This window comes from Massilia sp. S19_KUP03_FR1 (genome assembly GCF_036688685.1).
Lineage (GTDB): Bacteria > Pseudomonadota > Gammaproteobacteria > Burkholderiales > Burkholderiaceae_D > JALYUM01.
In genome coordinates this window covers 95,904-112,098 of the sequence record NZ_JAQQPS010000013.1, presented here as the reverse complement: position 1 = coordinate 112,098, position 16,195 = coordinate 95,904, and the positions used below count along the sequence as shown (strand labels likewise).

The window sequence follows — 16,195 nt, the reverse complement described above, 5'->3', positions numbered from 1 at the left end:
GCTTGTTCAAATTGTAGGTAAATGTAACTGTCGCCACCCATGCCCCTTGTAAAACCACCATGCTTGAATGTCCGATGTCTCCCGTTGAGGATGCGATGAACCATGCCGCACCGCCCATGCTGGCGGAGCACCATGCCAACCAGTTGCTAGCGGCCTTGCCGGTCGAGGAGCTGGCGCACATGCTGCCGGCGCTGGAACAAGTCCAGCTCGACATCGGCATGGTGCTGTCCCATCCCGGTGACCTGATTCACTCTATTTATTTTCCGCACGACTGCCTGATCTCGCTACTCGGTGTGGCCGAAGGGCGCATGACGCTTGAAGTGGGTCTGGTCGGGCGCGAAGGCATGCTCGGCACCACCGTGGCGCTGGGCCACGAAACCAGCCAGGTGCGCGCCATCGTCCAGCGTGCCGGTAACGCCAGTCGCATGGATGCGGTGGCCTTTCGCGCCGAGTTCGCGCGCAACCCGTCGCTGCAGCGCATGCTGTACCGTTACACCGACAGCCTGCTGGCGCAAGCGATGCAAATTGCGGTTTGTTCGCGTTTCCACGTGCTCGAGGCGCGGCTGGCGCGCTCGCTGCTGATCACGCGTGACCGCCTGCAATCGGATAAGTTCCACCTGACCCACGAATTCCTCGCGCACGCGCTGGGCGTGCGCCGGGTCGGCGTGACCAAGGCGGCCAGCGCGCTGCAGCAGCAGGGCCTGATCATTTACAGCCGCGGGAATATCGAAATCATCGATCCCGACGGCCTGGCTGCCGCCTCGTGCACCTGCTACCAGATCGTCAAGGAAGCCGGCGCCAACGCGGTGGCGTCGGCCTTCCAGTAGTCAACGTTAGTGGCGCGCAGCCATCATTCGCGCGCCGGCAGGCCCTTGCGCGCATAGAAGCTGGCCACGGCATCGATCTCGGCAGCGGTCATTGCATGCGCCACGTTGCGCATCTGCAGTTCCCCATCGTTCCTGCGCGCGCCCGATTTGAACTGCACCAGCTGCTGCACCAGGTAATCCTTGGGCATGCCTTCCAGCCAGGGCGCGCCGAGTTTCTGGTCGACGCCGCCGTGGCAAGAGATGCACGGCGCGATATTGCGCATCGGGTCGCCCACCCGCACCAGCGCCGGCAACACTTCGTCGTAGCTGGTGGCGGCCAGGCGCGCTTTCGGCAGGCTGGCATAGTAGGCCGCCAGGTCGGCGATGTTTTGCTCGGACAAGCCTTGCGCGAGGGTGGCCATGACGGCGTTGCTGCGCTTGCCGGTCTGGTAGTCGTGCAGCTGCTTGGCCACCACTTCCGGATACTGGCCGGCCAGGTTGGGCACGTCCGAGCGGCTCATGCCGCGCGCGCCATGGCACATGGTGCAGCTGTGGGCCAGGGTGGCGCCGCGCCCGACCGAGTCGGACGACGCGGTGCGCGCCATCGCCGGCAGCAGGATCACGTTGCTGGCCACCACCGGCGCCGTGGCGCTGGCGCCGGGACCCCAGGAACTTGGCACGCCGGCTGCCCGGCAAATGCTGTCCCAGAGGCCGCCGGCCTTGTAGTCGCTTTGGGCCGAGGGCAGGACGGCGAAGCCGACCACCACCGAGACCACCGTCAGCGCCGCCAGGGTGCCGATGCAGATCCACGCCAGCCGATGGCGCGCGGGTTGCGGCTTATGCGTTGTCATCAACGTTCTCCGATGTGAATGACCGGCACGTAAGCATGTTCGGTCATGGCCAGTTGTGCAATCGGGTAGCCGTAGTTGACCAGGGTCAGCGCGATCATCATCGCCACCCACAGGCTGAAGCTGTTGAGGACGGCGGGCGTTTTGGCGTCCGGGTGCACCGCCTTGCTGAATTCGTAGGCCGGCACGGTACCGCTGGCCGGTTTCGTGGTCGCCAGTATGTAGATGAACAACACGGCCGACACCACCAGGATCAGGCCGCCGACGGTGGACATGGTCACCGTGATGGCCTGGGCTTGCAGGGCCGGGTGGGTATAGTCGAAATAGGCCATGCGGCGCGGCGCGCCCAGCAGGCCGACCAGGTGCCAGGGCAGCGTCAGGATCATCATGCCGCCGAACCACAGGCTCAGCTGCGTCTTGATCAGCCGGGCCGACAGCGGTGCGCTGTTGCGCAGCTGCGGCCACAGTTCATAGGCCACCATGAAGTACATGATCACGATCGCGCCGCCGAAAATCAGGTGGAAGTGACCGGTCACCCACTGGGTGTTATGGATCGACTCGTTGAGCTGGTAGCTCATGTTGATCAGGCCGCCGGCGCCACCGAAACCGAGCATGACGAAGGCGAAGGTCACGGCCAGCATCATCGGGTTCGACCACGGGAGCGCTTTGACCCAGCCGAACAGGCCCTTGCCGCCGCGCAGTCTTGCCACCAGTTCGGCCGACGCGACAATGGTAAACACCGTCAGGAAGGTCGGGATCGACACCATTGCCGTCATGGCGGCGTGCACGAACTTGAAGCCGGCGCCCACTTGCGGGTCGGCGAACAGGTGGTGGATACCGATCGGCATCGAGAACACCAGGAACAGGGCAAACGAGACGCGGCCCATGGTGTCGCTGTAGAGCCGTCCGCCGATTGCCTTCGGAAACATCGTATAAAACACGATGTAGGCCGGCATCAGCCAGAAATACACGATGGCGTGCAGTGTCCAGGAAAACAGCACCCGCGACAGGCCGGCGTTGATGGTGTCGGTCCAGCCCAGCGAGGCCGGCAAAATCAACACGAGAATTTCGACCGCGGCCCCGATCGAGGTCCAGGCCCACAGGAAGGCGCCGGCGCAGTTGCCGTACATCGCCAGCGGGATGGTGGCGCCCGGGTTGGCTTTTTTCCAGGCATGCAGGTTGATGGCCATCAGCGCCACCCAGATCCAGGAACCCACCACCACCAGCACGATACCAAGGTAGAAGAAGGGGCTGGCGATCATCGGCGGGTAAAACGTGTACAGCACCGACGCCTTGCCGGCTGCCATGGTGGCGGCCGCCATCACGGTGCCGGCAATCACCAGGCCGAAGCCGGTCCAGGCCCAGCGCAGGCCGACCAGCGGGCGCTTCAGGGCGATTTCGGTGATGGCGTAGCCGAAGCCCATCGCGATCAGGGTGGGCAGCACATACGCCATGACGGTGCCGTGCGCCGTGACCGAGCGGTAGTAATGTTCCGGGTTGTTGATCCAGGAAGACAGCGGGCTGCGCATGAACATTTGCCATTCGCCCAGCAGGACGGCGGCAAAGAAGGCGATGAAGGCGACCCAGAAATGGGCCGCAACGAGTTTTCTAGCGTTGAACACAGCTGAGCCTTTCGGATGCACGGATTTTGGCGAAGAATTCTTCGGGCGGAATGACCTGCACCTTCGCCCACATGGCTTCATGGCCGGTGCCGCAGTATTCATGGCATGGCATCAACTGCTCGCCGCCCTTCGGAAAGGTGGTCGTGAAGGTCGACACGAAGCCGGGAATGAGCATGGTGTTGGCATTCGTGCGGCCCACCACGAAGCCGTGGATGGCATCGGTGCTGGTGCCGCGGAAGGTGACCGGCACGCCGGCCGGCACCACCATGCACTGGGGCGAAAACGAGTACTGCTGCGCTATCAGGCGGACGATCACGCGGCCATCCTTTTCCAGCGCAGTACCAAGGTTGTTTTCCACGAACTCGCCGCGGATATGCAGGGTCTTGATGTCGACCGTTTCCACCCGCGACGGCGGCATGGCGGCATAGTGCAGGCCGGTAAACACCATCATCGCCAGCATCGCAACGATGATCAGGACCACGATGATGGCCCAGCGCCGCTCGGCGGCGTTGGCCACCTTTTCGGCCAGATGGTGGTCGCTGGCGGGCACGGCCGGTTCGCTCGGCGCGCTCATTGCACGGCACCGCGCGGCAGGTACACGAAGAAATAAAAGGCAACAAAAATGGCCATGACGATGACGGTGGCCACGCCGGCCACGGCAAAGGCGCCGGCGGGGCCCTGGGCGACGATGGCGTCAACCCGGGCCGTATCGGCCGTTACATCGGTTTCGTGCGGAGATGGCATGGCGTGTCCTATTCGGGTAACAGTGTGCGCAGGTCGTTGACCTGAGTGGCGGAGACGGGGGCGCCGGTGTTGCCCCAGGCCACGCGGATATAGGTGACGGCGGCGGCAACTTCGTCATCGTTCAAGATGTGCGAGAACGGCGGCATGCCGTGCGGCTGCGGATTCTTGCGGGTGCCGGGCGGGTAGCCGCCATTGAGCACCATGCGGATCGGGTTCACCGGCGAGGCCATCGTGATCGACTGGTTGCCGGCCAGCGGCGGATAGGCCGGCGTCTGGCCCTTGCCGTCGGCGCCGTGGCAGACCGCGCACTGCAGGGTGTACACCTTGCGGCCCACTTCCATCACGGCCGGGCTGACCAGGTGCGCCTGGCTGACCGGCGCCGGGCCGCTGTCCTTTTGCGGCAATTCCTTCAGATACACGGCCATCGCCCTGGCGTCTTCGTCGGTCAGGTATTGCAGGCTGTTGTAGACCACTTCGGCCATCGGGCCGTAGACGGTGCCGCGGTGCGAGACGCCGGCCTGCAGCAGGCTGGCAATCTCCTCGATCTTCCAGTTGCCCAGGCCGGCTTCCCGGTTCGACGTCAGCGACGGCGCATACCAGTTCTGGTTTGGAATCATGCCGCCTTCAAAGGCTTTCGACTCGCTCGAGCCGCCCAGTGCATTCACGGCGGAATGGCACATCGCGCAGTGGCCCAGGCCCTTGACCAGGTAGGCGCCGCGGTTCCACTCGGCGTTGCGCTGCGGATCGGGCTTGTACTCGCCTTCCTTGAAATACAGGGTGCGCCAGCCGATCAGCAGTTCGCGGTTATTGAAGGGGAAGCGCAGTTCGTGTTCGCGGTTCTTCAGCTTGACCGGCGTGATCGACATCAGGTACGCGAAGATGGCGTCGGAATCGTCCTTGGTCACCTGGGTGTAGGAGGCAAACGGCATGGCCGGATAGAGCAGCTTGCCGTCGCGCGAGACGCCGGTATGCATCATGCGGTAAAACTCTTCGGTATTCCACAGCCCGATGCCGGTGTCGTCGTCTGGCGTGATGTTCGGCACGTACAGGTTGCCGAACGGGGTGGCCATGGCGCGCCCGCCCGCAAACAGGGCGCCGTTCGGTACCGTGTGGCAGGCCACGCAGTCGCCGGCCCGGGCCAAATACTCGCCGCGCGTGATGACCTTGGAGGTCGCGCTGAGTTGCGTCAGCCCTTTGCCGTGGGGCAGCACGCCTGGACGCAGGAAATACAAGGTGGCGCCGGCAATAACGCCCAGCGCAAGGAGACCTGCAATGATTCGGAAGCTTGTGCGCATGCTGTTTTACCGTTGGCTGCCGCAAGCGAGCGGCATTCGAACCAGATTGGAAGGCTCGGGCGACGCTTGCGCCGGAGGGGTTTGCTGCGCCAGCCAGCCGGCCACCGCGCTGATATCGCTGTCGGACAGGCGCGTGGCGATGCGCTTCATGCAGTCGGGCGCCAGTGCGTGGCGCTCGCCGACTTTCCAGCGCGTCAATTGGCCGGCGATGTAGGCAGGCCGCAAGCCGGCCAGGCCGGGAATGCCGGGTTCCATGCCACTCAGGTTCTTGCCGTGACAGGCGACACAGGCGGGAATGCCCTTGGCCGCGTCGCCGGCGGTGGCGAGCAGCTGGCCGCGCGCGTTCGCCGCGCTGTTCGCGGGCGCGGCGTCCACTGCCTGGGTCTGCAGCGGTGGACGCTGGGCCGCGAAATGCTCGGCCATCGCCTTCAGGTACGGGTCAGGCAGGTAGGCCACCAGGTAATTCATCGGTGGATAGCTGCGTGTGCCGTCGCGAAAGGCGATCAGCTGGTTGTACAGGTAACCGGCGGGCTTGCCGGCGATGCGCGGGAAATAACCGTCGGCCGTGCCCTGGCCTTGCTGGCCGTGGCAGGTGACACAGCCCTGGACCCGCGCTTCGATCGAGTCGAGTTGTTTGAACGCGGGAATCGCGTCGGCGCGGTTCTGGACCGGCTGGGCCTGGGCGCCATGCAGCACAGAAAGCAGCGCCGTGCTTGAAAATAGCAGCGCAGCCGCGCGGCGCAAGGCGCCATGCGGACGGAATGGGTAAAGAGTCATGAAAGGCGCTTCGTGAGGGAGTGTGCAAGGGAAGCGCGCACAGATCAGCTTTGAAGAGCTGCGGCAGCGATCGTGAAAGATCGTGATAGTTACTGCAGGACATGTACATACTAGCATGATTAAATTGTTACTGGTTTTAACAATTGGTACTTGTTTTCCGGTTTTTTTGGGCCACCGCCGGTACTTGTATGGGCCACGCCTCGGCCAATGTATGATTACGGCGTCATTCATTTGCAGCTGAGCCATGAAAAAAAACATACACCACGCGCTGCGTGCGCTGGCCGCCAGCGCCGTTTGCCTTGCCTGCAACAGTGCCTGGGCGCAGGCCGATGCCCCGCTCCTGGCTGCTGCCGAAGCAGCCCGGCCGGATTTCCTGACCGGGCTGGCCCAGCTGGTCAACCTCGACTCCGGTAGCCAGGACGGCGCCGGTCTGAACCAGGTTGCCGATGTATTGGCAGCGCGCCTGACAGCGCTCGGCGCCGATGTGCATCTGACGGCGGCGGCGCCGTCGGCCGGCAAGACGGTGGTGGGTACGCTGCGCGGCAGCGGCAGCAAGAATTTGATGCTGATGATTCACTACGACACCGTGTTCGGCGTCGGCGATGCGGCCGCGCGCCCGTTCCGCGTGGCGGGCAACAAGGCCTACGGTCCCGGCGTGGCCGATGCGAAGGGCGGCGCGATGCTGATATTGCAGGCGCTGGCGATTGCCCGGGCGCGCGGCATGAATGGCTACAAAACCTTGACGGTCCTGTTCAATCCGGACGAAGAAGTCGGTTCACAAGGTTCGCGCGCTGCGATCCGCGCACTGGCCGCGCAGCAGGATGCGGTGCTGCTGTTCGAACCGCCCGACGCCGAGCGCGTGATTGTCGCCACCAACGGCATCGCCTACCTGCACCTGGACGTCAAAGGGCTGGCCTCGCACGCCGGTTCGGCGCCGGAAAAGGGCAATAATGCAGCGCTCGAACTGGGGCACCAGGTGCTGGCGTTGCGCAACCTGGGCAGCGCAGCGCAGGGCACCACCGTCAACTGGACCATGCTGCGTGCCGGCCAGAAGATGAACATCATCCCCGACCAGGCCAGCGCCACCGGCGACATGCGTTATTCCGTGCCGCAGGAACTGGCCCGGGTGCAGCGCGACGCCGATACGATCAGCCGTCTCACAATCATTCCCGGCACCAGCGTCAGCGTCAAGGTCGATGCGACCCGCCCGCCCTTCGCGCGCAACGCCGCCACTGATCAATTGGCGGCGCAAGCAGTGAGCATCTACGCCGAGCTGGGTAAAACGCTGGTGCCAACCGCGATGCGCTACGGCACCGACGCCGGTTTTGCCTGGCAGCCCGGTAGCGCCAAGCCGATGGTGCTCGATGGCCTGGGCATCGTCGGCGACCGTCTCCATTCGCCGGATGAGTGGGCCGACCTGGACAGCGTGCCGGCGCGCCTGTACCTGACGGTGCGGCTGCTCGAAACGCTGTCCCAATAAACCATCCGCGCAAAAAAACGCCGTCCAGCTGGACGGCGTTTTTGCTTGCGTGCGAACGTTGAAGCTTAACGGGTCGGCTTGACCTGATTGCCGATCACGCCGCCGACGGCTGCGCCGCCAACCGTGCCGACGGCGCTGCCGCCGGTCAGCACGCCGCCGATCACTGCACCGGCGCCGGCGCCGATGGCGGTGTTTTTATCCTGGTTCGACATGCCGGCGCAGCCGACCATGCCGAGTGCGACTGCTGCCAACGAAACGCCTGCGACGAGTTGTTTGATCGATTTCATGGTGGTTCTCCTTGAGATTATTAAATGAACTTAAAGTGCGGTCGATTACTTCAGACGCAGGTCGTTCTTGACCGATTTCACGCCGTTCACGCTACGGGCCACCGACGACGCCGTGGCAATATTTTCAGCCGAGCTGACGAAGCCGCTCAGTTGAACCGTGCCCTTGAACGTTTCAACATTGATTTCCGAAACTTTCAAGGTTGGCGCATTCAGGATCGCGGCTTTGACGCCGGTGGTAATGGCGCTGTCATCGATGTACTGGCCGGTGCTTTCCTGCTTGGCGGTCGATGCGCAACCAACAATGGTGCTGAGCATCAGTGCGGCGATCAGGGTACTGGCGATTTTAAAATTTTTCATAGTGTCCTTTGCAGCTGTTTTGCTTTGGTGAACGTTCACCATGGAGAGAATATTAAAGTCCACAAGGAAATTGGTCTGTTCGTCAACGCACACATGTTGAAAATTGTCGAACTAACATTTTTTAACGCACGATGCGTTTGAACGGGACGCGCTGGCCCGGCGGTGGCGCCACTGGCTTCACCTTGGCATTGGCCAGCAGGCTGGCGCAATCGGCATTGTTGTTGGCCTGCTGCTGTGTCAAGGGCACCAGGGCGGCCAGCGGCGGGGCGATGACGGCCAGCAGGACCGCGGCGCCGCCTTTCATGGCCAGCGTTTTCATGTCGACGCTGACCTTCGGTTTGCTGAACGGACCCTTCACATACAGCGGCGCACGCAGCGACAGCACGCGCACACCCTTGGTCTGCGGACGCAGGATCAGGTCGAGTTCTTCGGTGGCCAGGTTGATGGTGCCGTCGACGTCGACCAGCGCTTCCTCGGTGTCGATGACGAAGCGGCGTGCATTCATCAGGCCGTTGTCGACGCGGAAATCGGTGGCCATGCAGTTCAGCTTGACCTGCTTGTCGCCGGTAACCTTGGCGATGATGACACTACCCAGGTTCAGCCCCATTTCCTCTAGCAGCAGCTTGCTGATGCTGCCTTGACCGATTCGGGCCTTGACTTCGCCATTCGATTTTCCCAGCAGCGAGGCGATCGAATCGCCGCTGGCCGACAATTGGGCGTCGCCGTTGATCTCGCCGACAGTGGCCTGCATCTGTTCTATCGTCGGGAACAATTGTTTGATCTGGATGTTACGCGCGGTAATATTCATGGTTGCCTTGATCGCTTGCTGGCCATCGTCGCCGCTGCCGTCCAGGCGGATGGTCGAGCTCAGGTCGCCGCCGGCCAGGCCGAAGTCGAGCGGCGCCAGCGTCAGCACCCCGTTGTTCATGAGCACGTGGGTCGACAGCTTGTTGAGCGCCAGCTTTTCATCGCGCAGGATGCGCGCGGCGCTGTAGCGGACGTCGGCATCGATGGTTTTCCAGCGTGCCGTGCGGAACTGTTCCACCGGCAGGACTTTGCCGGCCGGTTGCGTCTCGGTGGCGCCGCGGACCTTCTTGCTGGCGTTCGAATCGGCGCCCACCAGCGGGCCCAGGTCTTTGAAATTGAGCAGCTTCGATTCGATGTTGCCGCTCAGATAGCCGCGTGGCTTGCCGGTGCGGTAGGCCAGCTTGCCGCTGATGTCGCTGGAGCCGACCTTGCCCTTGAAATTGTCATAGGTCCACTGGCTGCCATTGCGGTCGATGGTGCCGGTCAGGTGACCCGCGGTGGCGAACGGCGGGGTTTCCGGTAGCAGCACGCCGGTCAGTTCGTACAGGCGCGCCATGCTGCGCCCGGCCAGGCTCAGCTGGACGTCGATGGCGGCCAGCTGCGCCGGGCGGGTGGCAGTGCCTTCGATGGTGACGCGGTTCGAGCCGGAGCGCAGGTCAGCCTGGATCGGGAAGGGGGTGTCCTGGTTCTTCAATGACAGCACCGCACCGGCCTTGCCGCCGCCGGTGACCGGAGCGCCGCTGTACATGCCGGTGACGGTCCAGGCAATGCCGTAAGGGCCCGGCTGGTCGAGCGTGGCCACCTTGGCAAGCACGTGCGTGTTGGTGACGGCGTCGTCGAACTGGACCACGCCTTGCGTCAGCACCACGCGCTCTAGCTCGAACTGCCAGCGCGACGGCTGCGTGTTCTGCTTGAAGGTCCAGTTGTTGTGCGTCGCGTCGACGCGCAGCAGGGCCAATCTGGGCGCCTGAAAGCGCAGCAGTGGGATTTCGATACGCTGTTGCAGCAGGGCCAGCGGGTTGAGCGAAAAGGCGCCTTCGACGATGGTGGCCGCGTCGGTTTGTGCCATGCCGGCCGGGTTGCCCAGGTGGACATCCTTGGCAAGCAAGTGCGGCCATGGCAGGTAGTCGCGCCACTGCTTGTCCTGGCCCGCCATCTGGCTGGCCGGCTGTTCCCAGCGCACCGACAGGTCGCCGCGGATGGCAAACGGCCGGTCGAGCGCGTCGGCGACTCTGGCGTTGAGCCAGGGCTTGGCGCGGTTCCAGTCGTAGGTCGCCACCACGATGCAGGCAAGGATGGGAAGGGTGACCAGCAGTGCCAGCAGGGACAGCAGGATGGTGCGGGTGGTATGCGGCTTCGATGCGGCGGGCGCCGAAGACGGAGAAGGTGCGGGCATGAACATTCCAGGATAAGTAAACAGGTTGTTGGCAGACTAACCGAAGTGCATCATTGCATATGTTCGCTACAGCACATCAGTATGCGGTGCGTGCAGATACGCCAGAAAAGTGCCGAACATTGCCTGAATGTCAGCAATGTGCGGCAGCGAACTGAAACTGCCGTGCAATCGGCTTATAACGTTAACAACACTACCGTTGAATGCTAATCAGGAGAATCAGATGGATGCAAAATCGAACAAATTGGTTGCGCGCTTCGCCGCAGTTGCCGCCGTTTTGGTCTTGAGCGCCTGCGCCAGCCCGAACCGCGCGCCGGCCACGGCCGACGTGGCCGTATCCCGCAATGCCGTCGACAATGCCGTGAGCGCGGGCGCCGCCCAGCTGGCACCGGAAGAAATCAATGCGGCCCGCGCCAAAATGATGCTGGCCAATCAGGCCCTGGCCGCCAAGGACTACAAGCTGGCCAGCCAGCTGGCGACGCAGGCTCAGGCCGATGCGCAACTGGCGCAGAGCAAGGCCAACTCGGCCAAGGCCACTGCTGCTTCGCAAGCGCTCAATGATGACCTGCGCGTGCTGCGCCAGGAAGTCGAGCGCGCCAATACGCCGACCCAATAATTTCCCGGTCTCGTCCCGAACAATAAAAGGAACCGCATCATGAAACAGCATTTTTTTAAAGCCACCATCCTGGCCAGCGCCGTTTTCCTGGCAGCATGCAGCACGACGCCAACCACCACGTCCACCCTGGACCAGGCCCGCAGCGATTTTGTGATGGCGAATAACACCCCGAATATTTCCGCCTACGCCCCGCTGGAATTCAAGCAGGCCAGCGATGCGCTCAACGAAGCGAACGCAGCCGCTGCCAAGAACGACAGCCTGGAAAAAATCGACCGCCTCGCTTACATCGCCAAGCAGAAGATCTCGACCGCCATGGAAGTGGCGCGCACCAAGGCCGCGGAAGCGAACATTGCCGGCGCCGGCAAGCAGCGCGATGCATTGCGCCTGGAAGCGCGCACCAACGAAGCGGACCGCGCCCGCGCCGATGCGGAAGCTGCCAGGGCACAAGCGGCGATGGCGCAAGCCCAGGCCGCCGATGCGACGGCCCGCGCCGCCAGCGCCGAAGACCAGACCCGCGATGCACAGGCGCGCGCCGCCCAGCTTGAATCGTTGCTGTCGGACCTGCACGCCAAGCAGACCGAGCGCGGCATGATCATCACCATTGGCGACGTCTTGTTCGGCACCGACCAGGCCAACCTGACCCCGGATGGCATGGCTACCGTGCGCAAGCTGGCCACCGTCATGCAGCAATACCCGAACCGGACCGTGCTGGTCGAAGGCTTCACCGACAGCACCGGCACCGTGGCCCACAACCAGGAATTGTCGGAGCGTCGCGCCAGCAGCGTTGCGTCGACGCTGACCACGATGGGCGTGGCGCGTGAACGTGTCGCCATGCGCGGCTACGGTCCTTCGTACCCGGTTGCCGCGAACGACACGGCCAACAATCGCCAGATGAACCGCCGCGTCGAAATCGTGCTGTCGAACGAGGGCGCGCCGATCGCCCCGCGCGCAGCGGCACGCTAAGCAGTCAAGCAGGGTCACCGTCCACGCTGATGCATCGCCCGGTGCATCGATAGCGTGCCCGTGAAACGATATAAATAATTTATAATCAAACTACAGAATATAGGAAACATCATGGCGCATACTGAACCGAAGCAGCAAGAACAAGTCCACGGCTTTGACATCCAGGCGATCCGCGAAGCGGCCGCCAATCTCGATGACGGCGCCGTGACGGCCGGTTATGCAGCCGATCGCAAAGCCGTCGTCGGCATGCTGCAACATGCGCTGGCCACCGAGCTGCTGTGCGTGCTGCGCTACAAGCGTCACTACTACACAGTGACGGGCCGCGGTAACCAGGCTGTCAAGGCCGAGTTTCTGCAGCACGCCGAAGAAGAGGCCGCCCACGCCGACCAGATCGCCGAGCGCATCGCCCAATTGAATGGCATGCCCGATTTTAATCCGGCCACCCTGACGCAACGCAGCCATGCCGAGTATGATGAATCGGAAGACGTGCAGGCGATGATCCGCGCCAACCTGATCGCCGAGCGCGTGGCCATCGAATCGTATCGCCAGATGATCGAAGCGATCGGCGACAAGGATCCTACGACCAAAAAAATGTTGATCGAAATCATGGCGCAGGAAGAAGAACATGCCGACGACATGAGCGATTACCTGACCAAGAACTAAGCTGTCACTTTTTTATTTTACCCACAGACTGGAGAACACCATGCAAGAAACCAACTTCCGCGCTACGGCCAATGACGCCCTCGATACCGCCACCACCGATGTGAAAACGCTGGTCAAGGATGCCCAGACACTGTTGACCGCCGCCGCTTCGCTGACCGGTGAAAAAGCCGAAGAAATGCGTACCCGCGGCATGAAACTGCTCGACTCGGCCATGGGCAAGGCTGGCGAATACAAAACCGAAGCTGTTGTCAAAGGCAAGCAATACGCTGAAGCGACCGATGTCTACGTCAAGGAAAACCCATGGCGCACCGTGGCTGTCGCCGCTGGCGTTGGCCTGCTGCTGGGCGCGATCCTGGGCCGCAAATAATACAGACCGGGAATCGCCATGGATAAAAACGAGACAGCAATACACGGACCCGGCTTAATGGGTGGCATCAGCGGACTGGCAAAAAACCTGTTCGGGCTGCTGGTGTCCCGGGTGGAACTGGCCGCGATCGAATTGACGGAGGTGCGCAATCACGCCATCGAGTTGATCGCCCTGTTCGCCGGCGCTGCCCTGGCTGTCTGGTTCGCCGTCGCCTATGGCACCGCCATGATCGTGGCGCTGGCGTGGGAAACGATGGGCTGGAAGATCCTGCTGGTGATGTTCCTGGTATTCCTGGCGATTACGGCTGCACTGGTCGTCAAAGGCTTGAGCTTGCTCAAGCAGGGCAAGCTCTCTTTTCCGGCAACGATGAAAGAGCTCCAGCACGACCGCGACATGCTGCTGTAGGCATCAGGAGAAATCATGGACAAACTCGCATCCCAAACCGTCGCCATCACGCAGACACCGGCACAGCGCAAGGAAGAATTGATCCGCGACGGCGACTTTTTTCGCGCGGGCGTGGCACACGCCAAGGCGCAAATCATTCACGGCGCGCGTCCGGAAGTACTGTTCCACTCGGCGCTCGACCACGCCACCTGGGCTATTCGGGGCCGTGTCGACAGCTTGCTGCATCCCACCGGTTTCAGCGTCGCCTCCGTGGCGCCGTACGCACTGACAGCGATCAAGTTCATCCGTCACCGCAAGCTCGGCAAGCCGGCCCTGGCGATTGGCATGCTGCTGGGCGTGGCGGGTTGGTATTGGCGCAGTCGGCAGGCGCAGCAGGAAGTCGATGCAAGCACGTACTAAGAACCTATCCCGGTAGTCCGGAGTCGCTGCTGGCGCGCCTGACGAACGTGGACTGCGTTGCTCGTCCTAGCATGGATCACCATGCGTCGTCCTCGCGCCTTGCCCACGCTCGCCATGCTTCGCCATCAGCTTCCTCCTACCTACCGGGATAGGTTCTAATTGACGTTCAGCATTGCCAATAAAAGCGCCGGGATCGTTGATCGGGCGCTTTTTTTCGTCTCATGTCACTGTTTTGTCGTGACGGTGGTGGTGACACTACCGCCCGGCGCGGTATCGACCTGCGCATCGGCGCCGGCCATGTCCTGCTGGTAGCGTGCCTTGGCCGCCGCCACGCAAGCGCCGCGTGCAGCTGGCACCTGTTTCGCGCAGGCGCTGAGCGCTTCAGCCTGCGCCGCGCCGATTTCCTTTCTTAATATTGCCAGGCGGCTGGCGCGGGTCGTGTCGTCCTGGGTCCAGCGCGCCGGATCGGCGCCGCTGGCAACGTCGCTGGCTTGCCTGGCCGCCGCCGCCGGGGGGACGGTGGCGTCGCTGGTTTGCGCGAACGCTGCGGCGCTGGCGAGGAGTAGAGCGGCTGCGCAAAGGCCTGTCGAAAAGTATTTGAACTGAAACATGGTGGTCTCCATTCTGTGAATATTCCGGACAAAAAAAACCGGCGCACGCGGCGCCGGTTTTGGTGGCTGCTAATTAATAGCGATAAGCGCGGCCATCGACGATGCGCACGCGGTTACCCACGCGCAGGTCGCCAACCGTATCCTGGGTCACGCTGCGGGTGTCGCCGTTTTCCATGCGAATATTGATTTGGTACATTTCAGGCGCATCACCGGCACGGTTCTTCTCGATATTGTTACCGACCATGGCGCCGCCTACGCCGCCGGCGATGGTCGCTGCCGTGCGACCGCCGCCGCTACCGACCTGGTTGCCGGCCAGTGCGCCGACCAGACCGCCAATGATGGCGCCGCCGCCGCCCGTGCGGGCCTGGCCCTGGATGACCTGGATCGAATCGATGGTGCCGGAGCCCTGCACCGGCGAATTCGTGAAGCCGTTGTTGTTATAAGCCGTGGTGCTGTTGCCATACGGCGCGTTGCTTGCGCAACCAGACAGGACGGCGGTAGCAGCAAGGACTGTGGCAACGAGAGTGCGGGTGCGTTTCATGATGAATCTCCTGATAGGTGTATGTACTCAGGATAGGGCGCAGGCGCCGCGCGGTCTGTGCGTTCGCGCACCGTGAGTGTTGCGTTTGGGCTTTATTTTATAAGTTAGCAACGTATTGCACGCGAATGTACGCCAACGAACAGAAGGACGCGCCGGGCAGGCGTAAAACGTCTACTCAGACACACAAGATTCGATACGGAGAATTTGCATGCATCAACCCACCCTTCTGGTACTGCTCGGCGCGGCGTGGCTGTCCATCGCCCCGGCCCAGGCCCAGCTGCAAGGGCAGGGGCCTGCAGGCGCCGCTGGTAACAAGGCAGCTTATAATCTGGCGCGCGACAGCGCGGCGGCCAGTTACAAGCATGCCCGCGCCGCATGCGGTGTCATCACCGGCAATCCAAAAGATGTGTGTATCGCAGACGCCAAGGCCGCTCGCGTGCGCACCGAGGAAGAAGCGAATGCGTATTATCTGAACACGCTGAAAGCCTACACCCAGTCGCGCATGCGCATTGCCGCCGCCAATTTTGAGCACGACAAGGCGCGCTGCAATGCCGTCACCGGCAATGACAAGGATGTCTGCATCAGCCAGGCGAAAGCCACACTGATTTCGGTGCAGGCCGACGCCAGGGCAGACAGCAAAACAATGGAAGCGCGTGCCGATGCACGCGCTGACAAGCAAACCGCTGCATACAAAGTCGCACGCGAAAAATGCGACGCGTTTGCCGGCGCGGTGAAAGACAACTGTGTCTCCGCCGCCAAAATCCAGTTCGGCAAGTGAGCCCGACTGGCACGCTCGACCGAGCAGTAATTGTAGTAAAAACTTATTTTTTATAAACCAAGGAGCCTATTATGACCATCGCCAAACGTATCGCCACCGCCCTGTTCGCTGTTTCCCTGGCTGCCACCTTCGTCGGTTGCGCATCGACCTCGACCCGCGAAGGCACGGGCGAATACATCGACGACAGCGTGATCACCACCAAAGTCAAAGCAGCCATCATCAATGAGCCAACCCTGAAAGCAACGGAAATCAACGTTGAAACCTTCAAGGGTTCGGTGCAATTGTCCGGTTTCGTGGCCCAGCCTGCCGATGCAGCCAAAGCTGCTGAAATTGCACGTGGCGTCAAAGGCGTAAAATCGGTCAAGAACGACGTTCGCGTCAAGTAATTGCCGTATGACTGATGCCTGAAGGCGTCAGTCGATCGATCAGCCGGCTA

Annotated in this window: 21 protein-coding genes; 10 read left to right on the top strand and 11 right to left on the bottom strand. The window is 62.4% G+C overall.

Translation table 11 applies throughout. The features are described 5' to 3' along the window. Positions 1-95: 95 nt before the first annotated feature. Positions 96-827: a Crp/Fnr family transcriptional regulator gene (locus V6M87_RS15825; protein WP_332877606.1), complete on the top strand. Its 732-nt coding sequence runs from the start codon at positions 96-98 to the stop codon at positions 825-827. 23 nt (positions 828-850) lie between these two features. On the opposite strand, the gene V6M87_RS15820 is transcribed toward V6M87_RS15825, so the two are convergent. From V6M87_RS15820 to V6M87_RS15795, 6 genes are read right to left on the bottom strand one after another with little or no spacing between them, the layout of a single operon-like run. Beyond that, positions 851-1,657 (bottom strand): c-type cytochrome, encoded by an 807-nt coding sequence (locus tag V6M87_RS15820; RefSeq protein ID WP_332877605.1) that lies wholly within the window; start codon positions 1,655-1,657, stop codon positions 851-853. Further along, positions 1,657-3,276: a cbb3-type cytochrome c oxidase subunit I gene (locus tag V6M87_RS15815; protein ID WP_332877604.1), complete on the bottom strand. Its 1,620-nt coding sequence runs from the start codon at positions 3,274-3,276 to the stop codon at positions 1,657-1,659. The genes V6M87_RS15820 and V6M87_RS15815 overlap by 1 nt, the downstream gene beginning before the upstream one ends. Continuing rightward, positions 3,263-3,850 carry a cytochrome C oxidase subunit II gene (locus V6M87_RS15810; protein WP_332877603.1) on the bottom strand — a complete coding sequence of 196 codons (588 nt, stop codon included), beginning with the start codon at positions 3,848-3,850 and terminating at the stop codon, positions 3,263-3,265. Before V6M87_RS15810 ends, V6M87_RS15815 begins: the two co-directional genes overlap by 14 nt. Then, complete coding sequence (locus tag V6M87_RS15805; RefSeq protein ID WP_332877602.1) at positions 3,847-4,020, bottom strand: hypothetical protein; 174 nt, start codon at positions 4,018-4,020, stop codon at positions 3,847-3,849. Before V6M87_RS15805 ends, V6M87_RS15810 begins: the two co-directional genes overlap by 4 nt. Before the next feature lie 8 nt (positions 4,021-4,028). Beyond that, positions 4,029-5,315, bottom strand: a complete 1,287-nt coding sequence (locus V6M87_RS15800; protein WP_332877601.1) for a c-type cytochrome — start codon at positions 5,313-5,315, stop codon at positions 4,029-4,031. Between the two features lie 6 nt (positions 5,316-5,321). After that, a complete protein-coding gene (locus tag V6M87_RS15795) occupies positions 5,322-6,092 on the bottom strand; it encodes a c-type cytochrome (RefSeq protein ID WP_332877600.1) in 771 nt (256 codons plus the stop codon). Positions 6,093-6,336: 244 nt separating this feature from the next. On the opposite strand from V6M87_RS15795, the gene V6M87_RS15790 reads away from it, so the two are divergent. Then, entirely contained in the window at positions 6,337-7,572 is a 1,236-nt protein-coding gene (locus V6M87_RS15790) for a glutamate carboxypeptidase (RefSeq protein ID WP_332877599.1), read from the top strand. A gap of 65 nt (positions 7,573-7,637) precedes the next feature. Here V6M87_RS15790 and V6M87_RS15785 read toward each other — a convergent pair whose 3' ends face one another. The 3 genes from V6M87_RS15785 to V6M87_RS15775 form a co-directional block, all read right to left on the bottom strand. After that, positions 7,638-7,859 carry a glycine zipper 2TM domain-containing protein gene (locus tag V6M87_RS15785; protein WP_332877598.1) on the bottom strand — a complete coding sequence of 74 codons (222 nt, stop codon included), beginning with the start codon at positions 7,857-7,859 and terminating at the stop codon, positions 7,638-7,640. A 45-nt stretch (positions 7,860-7,904) separates the two neighbouring features. Beyond that, positions 7,905-8,216, bottom strand: a complete 312-nt coding sequence (locus tag V6M87_RS15780) for a BON domain-containing protein (protein ID WP_332877597.1) — start codon at positions 8,214-8,216, stop codon at positions 7,905-7,907. A gap of 121 nt (positions 8,217-8,337) precedes the next feature. Further along, positions 8,338-10,419 carry an AsmA family protein gene (locus V6M87_RS15775; RefSeq protein WP_332877596.1) on the bottom strand — a complete coding sequence of 694 codons (2,082 nt, stop codon included), beginning with the start codon at positions 10,417-10,419 and terminating at the stop codon, positions 8,338-8,340. 220 nt (positions 10,420-10,639) lie between these two features. Here V6M87_RS15775 and V6M87_RS15770 point away from each other — a divergent pair, with 220 nt between their 5' ends. The 6 genes from V6M87_RS15770 (at position 10,640) to V6M87_RS15745 (ending at position 13,829) form a co-directional block, all read left to right on the top strand. After that, positions 10,640-11,032: a DUF4398 domain-containing protein gene (locus V6M87_RS15770; RefSeq protein WP_332877595.1), complete on the top strand. Its 393-nt coding sequence runs from the start codon at positions 10,640-10,642 to the stop codon at positions 11,030-11,032. A 39-nt stretch (positions 11,033-11,071) separates the two neighbouring features. Next, positions 11,072-11,995: an OmpA family protein gene (locus V6M87_RS15765; RefSeq protein WP_332877594.1), complete on the top strand. Its 924-nt coding sequence runs from the start codon at positions 11,072-11,074 to the stop codon at positions 11,993-11,995. A gap of 111 nt (positions 11,996-12,106) precedes the next feature. Continuing rightward, positions 12,107-12,658 carry a ferritin-like domain-containing protein gene (locus V6M87_RS15760; protein WP_332877593.1) on the top strand — a complete coding sequence of 184 codons (552 nt, stop codon included), beginning with the start codon at positions 12,107-12,109 and terminating at the stop codon, positions 12,656-12,658. A gap of 40 nt (positions 12,659-12,698) precedes the next feature. Then, the gene (locus V6M87_RS15755) at positions 12,699-13,025 is read left to right on the top strand and encodes a DUF883 family protein (RefSeq protein ID WP_332877592.1); all 327 of its coding nucleotides are present in this window, start codon (positions 12,699-12,701) and stop codon (positions 13,023-13,025) included. A gap of 57 nt (positions 13,026-13,082) precedes the next feature. Then, entirely contained in the window at positions 13,083-13,430 is a 348-nt protein-coding gene (locus tag V6M87_RS15750) for a phage holin family protein (protein WP_332877591.1), read from the top strand. Positions 13,431-13,445: 15 nt separating this feature from the next. Continuing rightward, positions 13,446-13,829, top strand: coding sequence for a hypothetical protein (locus V6M87_RS15745; protein ID WP_332877590.1), 384 nt, complete (start codon positions 13,446-13,448; stop codon positions 13,827-13,829). 224 nt (positions 13,830-14,053) lie between these two features. Here the strand turns inward: V6M87_RS15745 and V6M87_RS15740 are convergent, their stop codons facing one another. Continuing rightward, positions 14,054-14,440: a hypothetical protein gene (locus V6M87_RS15740; protein WP_332877589.1), complete on the bottom strand. Its 387-nt coding sequence runs from the start codon at positions 14,438-14,440 to the stop codon at positions 14,054-14,056. A 73-nt stretch (positions 14,441-14,513) separates the two neighbouring features. Then, positions 14,514-14,981, bottom strand: a complete 468-nt coding sequence (locus V6M87_RS15735; protein WP_332877588.1) for a glycine zipper 2TM domain-containing protein — start codon at positions 14,979-14,981, stop codon at positions 14,514-14,516. 208 nt (positions 14,982-15,189) lie between these two features. On the opposite strand from V6M87_RS15735, the gene V6M87_RS15730 reads away from it, so the two are divergent. Further along, the gene (locus tag V6M87_RS15730) at positions 15,190-15,759 is read left to right on the top strand and encodes a hypothetical protein (protein ID WP_332877587.1); all 570 of its coding nucleotides are present in this window, start codon (positions 15,190-15,192) and stop codon (positions 15,757-15,759) included. Between the two features lie 71 nt (positions 15,760-15,830). Further along, positions 15,831-16,145 carry a BON domain-containing protein gene (locus tag V6M87_RS15725; protein WP_332877586.1) on the top strand — a complete coding sequence of 105 codons (315 nt, stop codon included), beginning with the start codon at positions 15,831-15,833 and terminating at the stop codon, positions 16,143-16,145. The last annotated feature ends 50 nt before the right edge of the window (positions 16,146-16,195 follow it).